The 13,726-nt window shown below is 73.3% G+C and carries 10 protein-coding genes and 1 tRNA gene; 9 read left to right on the top strand and 2 right to left on the bottom strand.

The annotated features are described in order from the left end of the window. The first annotated feature begins 1 nt into the window (after window position 1). The 4 genes from E6P78_RS03470 (at window position 2) to E6P78_RS03455 (ending at window position 6,707) form a co-directional block, all read left to right on the top strand. Entirely contained in the window at window positions 2-1,636 is a 1,635-nt protein-coding gene (locus E6P78_RS03470) for a beta-N-acetylhexosaminidase (RefSeq protein ID WP_136201984.1), read from the top strand. Between the two features lie 318 nt (window positions 1,637-1,954). Further along, window positions 1,955-2,851, top strand: coding sequence for an FAD binding domain-containing protein (locus E6P78_RS03465; protein WP_168712548.1), 897 nt, complete (start codon window positions 1,955-1,957; stop codon window positions 2,849-2,851). Continuing rightward, window positions 2,848-4,365, top strand: a complete 1,518-nt coding sequence (locus E6P78_RS03460; RefSeq protein ID WP_136201983.1) for a (2Fe-2S)-binding protein — start codon at window positions 2,848-2,850, stop codon at window positions 4,363-4,365. Before E6P78_RS03465 ends, E6P78_RS03460 begins: the two co-directional genes overlap by 4 nt. Continuing rightward, window positions 4,362-6,707: a xanthine dehydrogenase family protein molybdopterin-binding subunit gene (locus E6P78_RS03455; RefSeq protein ID WP_136201982.1), complete on the top strand. Its 2,346-nt coding sequence runs from the start codon at window positions 4,362-4,364 to the stop codon at window positions 6,705-6,707. Before E6P78_RS03460 ends, E6P78_RS03455 begins: the two co-directional genes overlap by 4 nt. Window positions 6,708-6,769: 62 nt before the next feature. On the opposite strand, the gene E6P78_RS03450 is transcribed toward E6P78_RS03455, so the two are convergent. After that, window positions 6,770-6,844, bottom strand: a tRNA-Cys gene (locus E6P78_RS03450). 184 nt (window positions 6,845-7,028) lie between these two features. Between E6P78_RS03450 and E6P78_RS03445 the strand changes: the two genes are divergently transcribed. The 4 genes from E6P78_RS03445 (at window position 7,029) to E6P78_RS03430 (ending at window position 11,064) form a co-directional block, all read left to right on the top strand. After that, window positions 7,029-8,504 (top strand): MFS transporter, encoded by a 1,476-nt coding sequence (locus E6P78_RS03445; RefSeq protein ID WP_136201981.1) that lies wholly within the window; start codon window positions 7,029-7,031, stop codon window positions 8,502-8,504. Window positions 8,505-8,544: 40 nt separating this feature from the next. Beyond that, window positions 8,545-8,745: a ribbon-helix-helix protein, CopG family gene (locus E6P78_RS03440; protein WP_136201980.1), complete on the top strand. Its 201-nt coding sequence runs from the start codon at window positions 8,545-8,547 to the stop codon at window positions 8,743-8,745. Further along, window positions 8,742-9,131, top strand: coding sequence for a type II toxin-antitoxin system death-on-curing family toxin (locus E6P78_RS03435; protein WP_136201979.1), 390 nt, complete (start codon window positions 8,742-8,744; stop codon window positions 9,129-9,131). The genes E6P78_RS03440 and E6P78_RS03435 overlap by 4 nt, the downstream gene beginning before the upstream one ends. Window positions 9,132-9,282: 151 nt before the next feature. Then, window positions 9,283-11,064, top strand: a complete 1,782-nt coding sequence (locus tag E6P78_RS03430) for a DEAD/DEAH box helicase (protein WP_136201978.1) — start codon at window positions 9,283-9,285, stop codon at window positions 11,062-11,064. Between the two features lie 79 nt (window positions 11,065-11,143). On the opposite strand, the gene E6P78_RS03425 is transcribed toward E6P78_RS03430, so the two are convergent. Continuing rightward, window positions 11,144-11,701, bottom strand: coding sequence for a hypothetical protein (locus E6P78_RS03425; protein WP_240799024.1), 558 nt, complete (start codon window positions 11,699-11,701; stop codon window positions 11,144-11,146). 312 nt (window positions 11,702-12,013) lie between these two features. Here E6P78_RS03425 and E6P78_RS03420 point away from each other — a divergent pair, with 312 nt between their 5' ends. Then, window positions 12,014-13,636 carry a hypothetical protein gene (locus tag E6P78_RS03420; protein WP_136201977.1) on the top strand — a complete coding sequence of 541 codons (1,623 nt, stop codon included), beginning with the start codon at window positions 12,014-12,016 and terminating at the stop codon, window positions 13,634-13,636. Window positions 13,637-13,726 lie beyond the last annotated feature (90 nt).

Raw genomic sequence — 13,726 nt, 5'->3', positions numbered from 1 at the left:
CATGGACATGGAACTGATCCCGGCGCCCCTGCGCGCCGACGACCGGGGGCGGTGCGGATTCGTCCTCGATCCGTCCACCACCATCGCGGCGGCCCCCGGCACCGCGACCACCGAACGCTGGCTGCGCACCACCCTGGGCGCCGCCTTCGGCCTGCCCCTGGCCCCCGGCCCCGACACCACCCCGCGCGCGATCGTGCTGCGCACCGACGAGACCCTGGCGCCCGAGGGCTACCGGCTGACCACCCGGCCCGACGAGAGCGTCGTCATCACCGGCGGCGGCCCCGCCGGGGTCTTCTGGGGCGCCCAGACACTGCGCCAGCTGCTGGGCCCCGAGGCCTTCCGCCGGGCCCCCGTGAGCGGCGCCACCACGGCCGGCTTCGGGTTCACCGACATCGAGGACGCGCCCCGCTTCGGCTGGCGCGGCCTGATGCTCGACGTGGCACGGCACTTCATGCCCAAGGACGACGTCCTGCGCTACCTCGACCTGCTCGCCGCCCACAAGCTGAACGTCTTCCACTTCCACCTCAGCGACGACCAGGGCTGGCGCGTCGAGATCAAGCGCTACCCGCGCCTGACCGAGGTGGGCGCCTGGCGCGCGCGTACGAAGTACGGCCACCGCGCCTCCGAGCTCTGGGACGAGACGCCGCACGGCGGTTACTACACCCAGGACGACATCCGCGAGATCGTCGCCTACGCCGCCGCCCGGCACATCCGGGTCGTCCCCGAGATCGACATCCCGGGCCACTCGCAGGCCGCCATCAGCGCCTACCCGGAGCTCGGCAACACCGACGTCGTCGACACCGCCGCCCTCACCGTCTGGGACAACTGGGGAGTCACACCGAACGTCCTGGCCCCCACCGACCACGTCCTGCGGTTCTACGAGGGCGTCTTCGAGGAACTTCTCGGCCTCTTCCCGCCGGAGACCTCGCCGTTCGTCCACATCGGCGGCGACGAGTGCCCCAAGGACCAGTGGAAGCAGTCGCCGACCGCGCAGGCCCGCATCAAGGAACTCGGCCTGGCCGACGAGGACGAGCTGCAGTCCTGGTTCATCCGCCACTTCGACTCCTGGCTCACCGCGCGCGGCCGCCGCCTGATCGGCTGGGACGAGATCCTGGAGGGCGGCCTCGCCCCCGGCGCCGCCGTCTCCTCCTGGCGCGGGTACGCGGGCGGCATCGCGGCCGCCGAGGCCGGGCACGACGTGGTGATGTGCCCCGAGCAGCAGGTGTACCTGGACCACCGTCAACACGGCGGCCCCGACGAGCCGATGCCCATCGGGTACGTCCGCACGCTGGAGGACGTCTACCGCTTCGAACCCGTGCCGCCGGCCCTGAGCGAGGAGGCGGCCCGGCACGTCCTCGGCACCCAGGCCAACGTCTGGTCCGAGGTCATGCAGAACCGCTCCCGCGTCGACTACCAGGTCTTCCCCCGCCTCGCCGCCTTCGCCGAGGTCGCCTGGTCGGCCCTGCCCGCCCCCGCCGAACGGGACTTCGCCGGCTTCGAGCGCCGCATGGACGCGCACTACGCCCGGCTCGACGCGCTCGGCGTCGGCTACCGGCCGCCGGCCGGCCCGCTGCCCTGGCAGCGGCGCCCCGGCATCCTCGGACGCCCGATCGAGGGAGCACCCCCGAACGTGTGAGTCCGGCCGCAACCCCCTCTCCCGCCACCACGGTCCCTGGGACCGTGGTGGCAGCGCCGTTCCACGGGGCGCCGTTCCAGGACAGGGCCTCGGAGCGGAGAAAGCCGTACGGGCATGCGGAAGACCGGCAAAGGGCACTCACCGCCGAACAGCCGTGAAAACGGGACCATTACCCTGACAGCGGACGGATGCTCCCTTCGCGGACCTGCGCGTCGGGCCGGTCCGAAGATGTGCCAGAGTTGCCACGTCCGGGCTTCGAGCACGTACCGTACGGCGAAACAGGCGGGAGCGCCGGGACACCGGGAAGGGGCAGCTGGGTTGACCATGCACGCACCGCAGGCGACGCAGTCCGTCACGCTGCCTGCCTCGCTGGACGAGGCCGTGGCGGCACTCGGCGCCATGCCGGCCGCCGTCCCCGTGGCAGGCGGCACGGACCTGATGTCGGCCGTCAACAAGGGGCTCCTGCGCCCCTCCGGTCTGGTCGGTCTCGGCCGGATCAGCGAGCTGCGCGGCTGGCACTACCAGGACGGTCACGCCCTGCTGGGCGCCGGCCTGACCCATGCCCGCATGGGACGGCCCGACTTCGCTGCCCTCATCCCCGCGCTCGCCGCCTCCGCGCGCGCCGCGGGCCCCCCGCAGATCCGCAACGCCGGCACGCTCGGCGGCAACATCGCGACCGCCGCCCCGACCGGCGACGCGCTGCCGGTGCTCGCCGCGCTGGAGGCCGAACTCGTCATCGCGGGCCCCGGCGGCGCCCGCCGCGAGATCCCGGTCTCGCACCTGCTGGCCGGCCGGGAGATGCTGGAGCCCGCCGAGTTGATCGGCTTCGTCCGCGTACCGCTGCTGCACGCCCCGCAGGTCTTCCTCAAGGCCACCGGCCGCACCGGCCCCGGCCGCGCCACCGCCTCCGTCGCGATCGTCCTCGACCCGGCCAGGCGCGGGGTGCGCTGCGCGGTCGGTGCCATCGCGCCGATGCCGCTGCGCCCGCTGGAGGCCGAGCGCTGGATCGGCTCGCTGATCGACTGGGACGGGGCGCGCGGCCTCGCGCCCGACGCGCTGGCCGCCTTCGGCGAGTACGTCGCGGCCGCCTGCATCCCGGACCAGGAACCACCCGCCGACGGGGGCCAGGCACCACCGCTGTCCCCCGCCGTACTGCACCTGCGGCGCACCGTCGCCGCGCTGGCCCGACGCGCGCTGGGGAGGGCACTGTCGTGAGCAAGGAGAACCCCGCCGAGCGGCACGGCGGCTGGGAGCCGACCCCGCAGGGCGGCGAGTACGACGGCGAGGCGACCGCCTTCGTCCACCTGCCGCCGGAGGACCTGGCGGACATCCCGCTGGCCGCGCCCGGCCACGGGTACGTGCCGCCGATGATCCTGCCGCTGACCCCCGCCGCCGGGCTCGACCCGGCCGCCACCGGCAACTGGGTCGTCCAGAACCCGGAGCCGCAGGCGCAGGCCGGTCAGCACGAGCACGGCACGCAGCCGGAGCAGCGGCCCGCGCCGGACGCGGTGCACTGGCCCGACCCGAACCAGCAGTCCGGCTACGGCTACCCGCACCCCGAGGCACAGCAGCACCGGAGCCCCTACCAGGACCCGTACGCCGGAGACCCGGCCGCCACCGGCCAGTGGTCCGTCGACGCCGCACCCTGGCCGGCCCCGGCCGCCGAACTCTCCGACGACTCCGGCGAGCTCTACACCGCCCCGCCGCCCGCCGACTGGTACGCGGACCGCCCGGCCACCCTGCCGGGCGGCGCGACCGCGCCGTGGGCGACGCAGGAACCGGCGGCGGAGACACCGGTCGTGGAGACGCCGACGGCGGAGTCCCCGGCAGTGCGCGCGGAAGCGGAAGCAGAACAGCCTCCCGAGGCCGGTCCGGAAGCCGGTCCCGAGGCCGGGCCCGACGCTGTTGCGGACGTGCCTGCGGACGTGCCCGAGGGCGCCCCCGAGGCGCAGCCGTCCGCCGACGAGCAGCCCGACGCCGAGCAGGCGGCACCCGAGCCGACACCCGGGCCGGCGGACGAGGACGCGCTCCCGGACGCCGAACCGGAACCCGTCGCGGAACCCGTCGCGGAGGCGTCCGACCCTCCGCCCGCCGCCGCGTCCGCGCTGCCCAGCGAGCACCCCGCCGCCTCCTACACGCTGCACGTCAACGGCGTGGACCGGCCCGTCACCGACGCCTGGATCGGCGAGTCGCTGCTCTACGTGCTGCGCGAGCGCCTCGGCCTCGCCGGTGCCAAGGACGGCTGCTCGCAGGGCGAGTGCGGGGCGTGCAACGTCCAGGTGGACGGCCGTCTCGTCGCCTCCTGCCTGGTCCCGGCCGCCACGACGGCGGGCAGCGAGGTCCGTACGGTGGAGGGCCTGGCCGTCGACGGGGAACCGTCCGACGTCCAGCGGGCGCTGGCCGACTGCGGCGCCGTCCAGTGCGGCTTCTGCATCCCCGGCATGGCGATGACCGTCCACGACCTCCTGGAGGGCAACCACGCCCCCAGCGAGCTGGAGACCCGCCGGGCGCTGTGCGGCAACCTCTGCCGCTGCTCCGGCTACCGGGGCGTCCTGGACGCCGTCAACGAGGTCATCGCGGGTCGCGAGGCCGCCGCCGAAGCGGCAGCCGAGGCCGCCGTGCCGCCCGCGCAGGAATCCGCGGAACCGGACGGGGCCCGCATCCCGCACCAGGCGGCCCCGGGCGCGGGTAGTGTGCAGGCCCACCAGCAGGACGGAGGCATGGCGTGAGCAACGACGCGGCCACCGCGGCCGGCGCCACCCACACGGCGATCAGCATCCCGTCCCTGGACGGCCCGGGCGGCCCCGAGGCCGAGCGGCCGCTCCTGGGCCTGGGCGCCTCGCTGCCGCCGGCCGACGCCCGCCCCAAGACCGAGGGCACCTTCCCGTACGCCGCCGACCTGTGGGCCGAGGGCCTGCTCTGGGCGGCCGTCCTGCGCTCCCCGCACGCGCACGCCCGCATCCTGTCCATCGACACCTCGGCCGCCACCGAGATGCCCGGCGTCCGTGCGGTCGTCACCCACGAGGACGTCCCCGGCGAGGCCATGTACGGCCGCAAGGTCGTCGACCGCCCCGTCTTCGCCTCCGACCTGGTCCGCCACCACGGCGAGCCGATCGCCGCCGTCGCCGCCGACCACCCGGACACCGCCCGGCTGGCCGCCGCCGCCATCGCCGTCGAGTACGAGGTGCTGGAAGCGGTCACCGACCCGGAGAAGGCCTTCGCCGCCGAGCCGCTGCACCCCGACGGCAACCTGATCCGTCACATCCCGCTGCGCTACGGCGACCCGGAGGCCGTCGGCGAGGTCGTCGTGGAGGGCCTGTACCGCATCGGCCGCCAGGACCCGGCCCCGATCGGCGCCGAGGCCGGGCTCGCCGTCCCCCGGCCCGACGGGGGCGTGGAGCTCTACACCGCCTCCACCGACCCGCACACCGACCGCGACCTGGCCGCCGCCTGCTTCGGCCTCGAACCGGACCGGGTGAAGGTCGTCGTCACCGGGGTGCCCGGCGCGACCGGCGACCGCGAGGACCCCGCCTTCCAACTGCCGCTCGGCCTGCTCGCCCTGCGCACCGGCTGCCCGGTCAAACTGGCCGCCACCCGCGAGGAGTCCTTCCTCGGCCACGCCCACCGCCACCCGACCCTGCTGCGCTACCGCCACCACGCGGACGCCGAGGGCCGCCTGGTCAAGGTCGAGGCGCAGATCCTGCTGGACGCGGGTGCCTACGCGGACGCCTCCTCGGAGTCGCTGGCCGCCGCGGTCGCCTTCGCCTGCGGCCCGTACGTCGTCCCGCACGCCTTCATCGAGGGCTGGGCCGTCCGTACGAACAACCCGCCCTCCGGCCATGTCCGGGGCGAGGGCGCGATGCAGGTCTGCGCCGCCTACGAGGGCCAGATGGACAAGCTGGCCGCCAAGCTGTCCGTCGACCCGGCCGAGCTGCGGCTGCGCAACGCCCTGTCCACCGGCGACATCCTGCCCACCGGGCAGACGGTGACCTGCCCCGCCCCCGTCGCCGAACTCCTGGGCGCGGTACGGGACTTCCCGCTGCCCTCGCTGCCCAAGGACGCCCCGGAGGACGACTGGCTGCTGCCGGGCGGACCCGAGGGCGCGGGCGAACCGGGCGCGGTGCGGCGCGGTGTCGGGTACGCGCTCGGCATGGTGCACATGCTCGGCGCGGAGGGCGCCGACGAGGTGTCCACGGCCACGGTCCGGGTCCACGACTCGGTCGCCACCGTCATCTGCGCGGCAGTCGAGACGGGCCAGGGCTTCTCCACGCTGGCCCGGCAGGTCGTCCAGGAGACCCTGGGCGTCGAGGAGGTGCACGTCGCCTCCGTCGACACCGACCAGCCCCCCGCGGGAGCGGCCACCCACGGACGCCACACCTGGGTCTCCGCCGGCGCCGTCGAACGCGCCGCGAAGATGGTCCGCACCCAGCTCCTCCAGCCGCTGGCCCACAAGTTCGGCATGTCCACGGAACTGCTCCAGATCGCCGACGGCAAGATCACCTCGTACGACGGGGTGCTCTCCACGACCGTCGCGGAGGCGCTGGACGGCAAGGAGCTCTGGGCCACCGCCCAGTGCCGCCCCCACCCCACCGAACCGCTGGACGAGTCCGGCCAGGGCGACGCCTTCGTCGGCCTGGCGTTCTGCGCGGTCCGCGCGGTGGTGGACGTCGACATCGAGCTCGGCTCGGTCCGGGTGGTCGAGATGGCGGTCGCCCAGGACGTCGGCCGCGTCCTCAACCCCTCCCAGCTGGCGACCCGTATCGAGGCGGGCGTCACCCAGGGCATCGGCGCCGCCCTGACGGAGAACCTGCGCACCGCCCGCGGCCTGGTCCGCCACCCCGACCTCACCGGGTACGCCCTGCCGACCTCGCTGGACACCCCGGAGATCCGCATCGTCAAACTGATCGAGGAGCGCGACGTGGTGGCCCCCTTCGGCGCCAAGCCCGCCTCCGCGGTTCCCGTCGTGACCTCCCCGGCCGCCGTGGCCGCCGCGGTCCGCTCGGCAACGGGCCGCCCGGTCAACCGCCTCCCGATCCGGCCCCAGGCGGCGGTGGCTGCCCCCAAGGCGTGAGGGCGCGGACACGGACATGGCACACCGCCCGCCCCTCGGCGCGAGGGGCGGGCGGTGGTGTGTGGAGACCGTGACCGGATTCGAACCGGTGTAACTCGAGTTGCAGTCGAGCCCCTGAGCCTCTCGGGCACACGGTCCTGCGTGGTGTCGCTGAAAAGACCGTACGGCCGGGCGGACGGGCCGCTCAAGGCTTCGGGGCGGTGTGCAACGCGACTGCCACACGGCGTTCACGATCCGCGCGGCGGGCCTACGACCAACGGCGGAGTGCGGGGGCGACTCCCGACAGGGTTCACGGCGCATTTCGCCCCTTACTCTTGGCTCATGACCGCCCTGGAACCGCGTGACACCGATGTCTCGCGTGACACCGATGTCCTGCCCGCCCCGCTCCCCACCGAGGACACCGGCTCCGAAGGGGTTCTGGGACGGACCTACCGGGCGCTCAGCATCGGCATCGTCTCCGTCGTCTTCCTGATCGCCTTCGAGGCGACCGCCGTGGGGACCGCGATGCCGGTCGCCGCCCGGGAGCTGCACGGCATCCCGCTGTACGCGTTCGCGTTCTCGGCGTACTTCACCACCAGCCTCTTCGCCATGGTGCTGTCCGGGCAGTGGGCCGACCGGCGCGGCCCGCTGGCCCCGCTGGCCACCGGGATCAGCGCCTTCGGGGCGGGGCTGCTGCTGTCCGGGACCGCGGGCACCATGTGGATGTTCGTCGCGGGCCGGGCCGTGCAGGGGCTCGGCGGCGGGCTGGTGATCGTCGCGCTGTACGTGGTGATCAGCCGGGCCTACCCGGAGAAGCTGCGCCCCGCGATCATGGCCGCGTTCGCCGCGAGCTGGGTGATCCCGTCCGTCGTGGGGCCGCTGGCCGCCGGGAGCGTCACCGAGCACCTGGGCTGGCGCTGGGTCTTCATCGGCATCCCGGTCCTGGTGGTCTTCCCGCTGGCACTCGCGCTGCCCGCGATCCGGCGGATGGCGTCGGGGCCCGCGGACCCGGCGGCGCCCGTGGAGCCGTACGACCGCCGGCGCATCGTGCTCGCGCTGGGGATCTCGGTGGGCGCGGGTCTGCTCCAGTACGCCGGGCAGGAGCGGAACTGGTTCTCGCTGCTGCCGGCCGCCGCCGGGGTGGCCCTGCTCGTCCCCGCCGTACGCGGCCTGCTGCCCCCGGGCACCGGCCGTGCGGCCCGCGGGCTGCCCTCGGTGGTGCTGCTGCGCGGGGTGGCGGCCGGGTCGTTCATCGCCGCCGAGTCGTTCGTCCCGCTGATGCTGGTCACCCAGCGCGGACTGTCCCCGACGATGGCCGGGCTCTCCCTCGCCGCCGGCGGCGGGACCTGGGCGCTGGGTTCGTACGTGCAGTCGCGGCCCCGCCTGGAGGCGCACCGCGAGCCGCTGATGGTGGGCGGCATGGTGCTGGTCGCCGCGGCGATCGCGGCGGCACCGGCGGTGCTGATCGACTCGGTGCCGGTCTGGACCGTGGCGGTGGCCTGGGCCTTCGGCTGCTTCGGCATGGGCATGGTGATCGCCTCGACCAGTGTGCTGCTGCTGAAGCTGTCCGCCCCCCACGAGGCCGGCGCCAACTCGGCCGCCCTCCAGATCTCCGACGGCCTCTCCAACGTCCTGCTGCTGGCCGCGGGCGGCGCGGCGTTCGCCGCACTCGGCGGGGGAGCGGTGGGCGCGGCCCACGAGGCGGTGGAGCAGGGCGCCTCCGCCTCGCACCCGGGCGCGTTCGCGGTGGTGTTCCTGCCGATGGCGGGTGTGGCGCTGGTGGGGGCCTGGGTGGCGGGGCGGGTGCGGACGTCGTAGCTGGTACCAGTTTGGCCCCACCCGGTGGTACCGTTTTGGTATGGCTATGAACCTGCGTCTCCGTGACGACCAGACCGAAGCCCTCAAGCAGCGCGCCGAGCAGGAGGGCACGAGCATGCACGCCATACTGCTCCAGGCCGTGGACGACTACCTGGCCCGGACCGCTCAGCAGGCCATCGTCCGCCGGACCGCCAAGGAGCAGGCCGCCAAGTGGGGCGAGCTCATGGAGCGGCTCAAGTGAGCTGTGTCTACCTGAGCTCCGAGGACATCCTCGTCATCGCCGAGCACGCCTGCCCGGACATGCGGATCGTGGTCCGCGACGCCGGCCTCCTGGAGTCGGCGGCCCACCGGCCGTCGGCGTCCATGTTCGGCCAGGAGGCATATACGGACGTCATCGACAAGGCGGCCGCACTCCTGCAGTCCCTGGCGATCAACCACCCGCTCTTCGACGGCAACAAACGCACCGCCTGGCTGTCCTGCGTCACCTTCCTCGCCATGAACGGGGCCGATCTCCGCCCCGATATCGACGCGGCGGAACGCCTGGTCATCGCGGTCGCGACGGGGGAGACGGACGAGGTGAAGACCATCTCCGAGGGTCTCCGCAACCTGATGACCGACCCCGTGTGAGAGCCGTCGCAATTCCGTGCGGGGCGGTGCGGTACGCGGCGGGGCGGGGCGCCGGCCCCGGTAGGGTGGCCCGGTTGTCGTATCGCGTGCGGGGCCGGCCCGGCCCGTGCGGACAGCGCCACACGTACCCGAGAGACCCGAACCGGAGACCGTGACTACTACCGCCTCCCACCACCTCTCACCCGCCTTCCCCGGCCGCGCCCCCTGGGGCACCGCCGGCAAGCTGCGAGCCTGGCAGCAGGGCGCCATGGAGAAGTACATCCAGGAGCAGCCGCGCGACTTCCTCGCGGTCGCCACCCCCGGCGCGGGGAAGACCACCTTCGCGCTGACCCTCGCGTCCTGGCTGCTGCACCACCACGTCGTGCAGCAGGTCACCGTCGTCGCTCCCACCGAGCACCTGAAGAAGCAGTGGGCGGAGGCGGCCGCCCGGATAGGGATCAAGCTCGACCCGGACTACAGCGCAGGCCCGCTGAGCAAGGAGTACCACGGGGTCGCCGTCACGTACGCGGGCGTCGGGGTGCGCCCGATGCTGCACCGCAACCGGTGCGAGCAGCGCAAGACCCTGGTGATCCTGGACGAGATCCACCACGCCGGTGACTCGAAGTCCTGGGGCGAGGCCTGCCAGGAGGCGTTCGACCCGGCGACCCGGCGGCTCGCGCTCACCGGTACGCCGTTCCGGTCGGACACCAACCCGATCCCGTTCGTCGTGTACGAGGAGGGCAACGACGGCATCCGCCGCTCCTCGGCCGACTACACCTACGGCTACGGCAACGCCCTGGCCGACGGCGTCGTGCGCCCGGTGATCTTCCTCAGCTACAGCGGCAACATGCGCTGGCGCACCAAGGCCGGGGACGAGATCGCCGCCCGGCTCGGCGAACCGATGACCAAGGACGCCATCGGGCAGGCCTGGCGCACCGCCCTGTCGCCCACCGGTGACTGGATTCCCAACGTGCTCAGCGCCGCCGACAAGCGGCTCACCGAGGTCCGCAAGGGCATCCCGGACGCGGGCGGGCTCGTCATCGCGACGGACCAGGAGTCGGCACGCGCGTACGCCAAGATCCTGAAGAAGGTCACCGGCGAGTCGGCCACCGTCGTCCTCTCCGACGAGAAGGCCGCGTCGAAGAAGATCGACAAGTTCAGCGAGGACGAATCGCGCTGGATGGTCGCGGTACGCATGGTGTCGGAAGGTGTCGACGTGCCGCGCCTGGCCGTCGGCGTGTACGCCACCACCATCTCGACCCCGCTGTTCTTCGCGCAGGCCGTCGGCCGCTTCGTGCGCTCCCGCAGGCGCGGCGAGACCGCGTCCGTCTTCGTGCCCACCATCCCGATGCTCCTCGACTTCGCCAACGAGATGGAGGTCGAACGGGACCACGTCCTCGACAAGCCCAAGAAGGGCAGCGACGAGGAGAACCCGTTCGCCGAGGAGGACAAGCTCCTCGCCGACGCCGAGAAACTGGAGGACGAGGAGACCGAGGAGCAGCTGCCCTTCGAGGCGCTGGAGTCCGACGCGGTCTTCGACCGGGTGCTGTACGACGGCGCCGAGTTCGGCATGCAGGCGCACCCCGGTAGCGAGGAGGAGCAGGACTACCTCGGGATTCCCGGGCTCCTCGAACCCGACCAGGTTCAGCTGCTGCTCCAGAAGCGGCAGTCCCGGCAGATCGCGCACAGCCGGCAGAAGCCCGCGTCGGAGGCCGACCTGCTGGAGAAGCCGGCCGAGGACCGGCCGGTCGTCACGCACAAGCAGCTGCTGGGCCTGCGCAAGCAGCTGAACACCATGGTGTCGGCCTACACCCACCAGAGCGGCAAGCCGCACGGCGTCATCCACACCGAGCTGCGCCGGGTGTGCGGCGGGCCGCCCAGCGCGGAGGCCACGGCCGGCCAGATCGAGCAGCGGATCAAGAAGGTCCAGGAGTGGGCCACCCGGATGAGGTGAGCCCCGTACGGCACGGGCACGCACCGGCCCGGGGCGGGGACGGACGTCCCCGCCCCGGGCCGGCGTCATGCGGGGCCCGCTACCAGACGAACGGCGCGGACAGGGCGGACGTCGCCACGCACGGCACGGTGGCGGACGTCGGGGACGAGGCCACGATCTGCAGTGACCAGTTGGAGGCGCCCGGGGGAGTGGGCAGCACCACGGAACCGGTGCTGTCCCCGGCCGCGAGCGTGCCGGAGGTGAGCTTCAGCGGTCCGAGCGTGATCGGATTGCCGCCGCTCAGACCGGGGTTGGTCTTCGCGGAGAACTGCACCTGACTGGTGACGCCGCCCGAGGTCTTGGTGAGCCTGAGCGTCGTCGTGATGCTGTTCGGGTCGGCACTCGTGCCGGCCGGCATCCTGATCGCCGTGGACGTGACCTTGACGGTCTTGCCGGAGGCGCCGTCGGCCGCGGTCAGAGTGGCGAGACCGCTGCCCCAGGAGCCGCAGTCGTAGGTGGCCGTCGCGGTGAGCGGGGTCACCGCCGAGGCTGTCGGGGCGGACAGGGCGAGCAGTGCTCCGGTCGAACACGCCGCCGCCAGGATCAGCGGTAAGCGTCTTCGGCCCGGCGCTCTCGAAGCGCGTGAAGAGATCGACATGACGGGTGGAACTCCTTCCGGTTGAATTCCGCGGATTCGCCGTACGCGCCGTGTGCGATGCCTTGCTCGTACGTACGGATCTGCGTGCCGGGCCCGGCATGTCGGGTGCAGTGAAACGGTGATCTTCGAAGAAGTCAACAGGTAAGCGGGAGGCGGTGCGTAAACCCGTCCGGAATTCCTTTCCGGGGCGGGCGGCACGGGTTCGAAAGGATCAATTCGGTGTCTCTTGACTTCTCTGGGCGCGGCCTCCTCAATGTGCGCAATCAATGGTCCAGGAAAGGGTGTCAGGTGATCCGACGACGAAGACCCGGAGTGACCGGACTGCTCGCTGCCTGCTTCGTGCTGTCGCTGGGCTGCGCCGGTGCCTCCGCATCCCCGCGCCCCGCCCCCGCCCCCGCCTCGGCGGCCGGGACGGTCACCCCGACCGTCCACTGCACCCTGCCGGCCGGACAGGGCGAGGCGACCGGGCCGCAGCAGATGGACGTGGAGCTGTCGCCCGCCGTCGTCGAACCCGGCGGCAAGGTCCACGCGAAGGTGACCCTGGGCCCGTCCCCGGCCACCAGCGCACTCGCCCTTGCCGACGTGCCGACGATCCCCAGCCTCGACCTCGCGATGACGGGCGGCGCCACGGGCACGGTCACCGTGCGCGGCCCCGAGATCATCCTGGACATCCCGGCCGGGGTGCCCATCGAGACCCCGGCGTACGAGGGCGACTTCCTGCTCCCGGCGGACGCGTCGGGAGACATCTCGTTCGCGGTGGTCCGCACGCTGACGCAGACCAAGGTGCTCGGCTCCGTCTTCGAGACGCCCTGCGACATCGTCGGCGGCGAGGCCGGGGTCGGCACCGTCACGGCGGAGGGCTCCACATCCGATCCCGCCACCCTCACCGCCCCCGCGGGCCCGGTACGCCCGCACACCGCGGTGAAGCTGAGCGGTTCCGGCTGGACCCCGGGCGCCTCACCCGTGCCGTCGCTCTGTGCGGCCGGCGGAGGCGGCTGCGACCCGCTGAAGTTCACCTCGCACACCCTGCGGATCGACGCCTACGGAACGCTCTCCGGCACCGCGACCCTCGGCGAGGCCGGGGCGGTCCCGAACGGCTCGTACCTCGTGAAGGTCGGCGACGGTACGAGGGAGGCCACCGCCCCCCTCACCGTCGAGGCCGTCGCGGCCGGCAACCGGGAGATCACGCTGACCCCCGACCGCGGCCCGGTCGGCAGCGTCGTCACCGTCAGCGGCCGCAACTACAACCCGGACCGCTGGATCAACGTCATCGGCCTCGACGCCTCGGGCGCCGCGCTCGACGACAGCGCGGTCTACGTCAAGAGCGGCACGGACGGCACCTTCGCCGTGGACTTCACCGTCATCTCGGACGACGTGGTGGCCGTCCAGGCCGACGAGGGCAACGACCCGGCGACCGTACGCACCGCCCCGTTCACCGTCACCACCGAGGGCGGCGGCGACGGCGGCGGCACGGCGGAGCAGCGCCTGACCACCGAGATCAGGGCCGGGACGCTGTCCATGACCCAGGACGGCGACTCCGTCGACTTCGGTACGACGGTGCTCGGCGCCGACGGCGGGGTGCAGCGCGCCCGGCTCAACCGGGTGGAGGTGGAGGACGCCCGGGGCGTCAACAGCGGCTGGTCCCTGACCGGCACCCTGACCGCCTTCACCAGCGCGGGCGGGGACACCATCCCGGCCCGAGCCGTGCGCTGGGCGCCGGCCTGCACCCCGCAGGACGGCAGCGTGGGGACACCGGTGGCCGGATCGCCCACCACGCTCGGGAGCGAGGCGGCGAGCCTGTGCCGGATGAATCCGGACGGATCACGTCCGTTCACCGGCGGGAAGTTCGACACCGACGCGGGACTCACGCTCACCGTTCCCGAATTCACCCGCCCCGGAGATTACAGTGCGGTGCTCACCCTGACCCTGCTGTAAAAGGGGCCGGGAAAGTCCAGCCGACGCCCGCCTGTTCCGTCGCCCGTTCCGTACGGCAATGGAGCAGGCGGGCGCCCGTCATTTCGCCTC

This window comes from Streptomyces sp. A0958 (assembly GCF_004795035.1).
Lineage (GTDB): Bacteria > Actinomycetota > Actinomycetes > Streptomycetales > Streptomycetaceae > Streptomyces.
Note: the sequence above shows the minus strand (reverse complement) of the source record. Positions and strands in the feature narration are given on the sequence as shown.

Excerpts from the sequence above, each read along its gene's own strand:
- E6P78_RS03470 (WP_136201984.1), top strand. The coding sequence starts at position 2 with ATGGACATGGAACTGATCCCGGCGCCCCTGCGCGCCGACGACCGGGGG.
- E6P78_RS03445 (WP_136201981.1), top strand. The coding sequence starts at position 7,029 with ATGACCGCCCTGGAACCGCGTGACACCGATGTCTCGCGTGACACCGAT.
- E6P78_RS03440 (WP_136201980.1), top strand. The coding sequence starts at position 8,545 with ATGGCTATGAACCTGCGTCTCCGTGACGACCAGACCGAAGCCCTCAAG.
- E6P78_RS03425 (WP_240799024.1), bottom strand. The coding sequence starts at position 11,701 with ATGTCGATCTCTTCACGCGCTTCGAGAGCGCCGGGCCGAAGACGCTTA.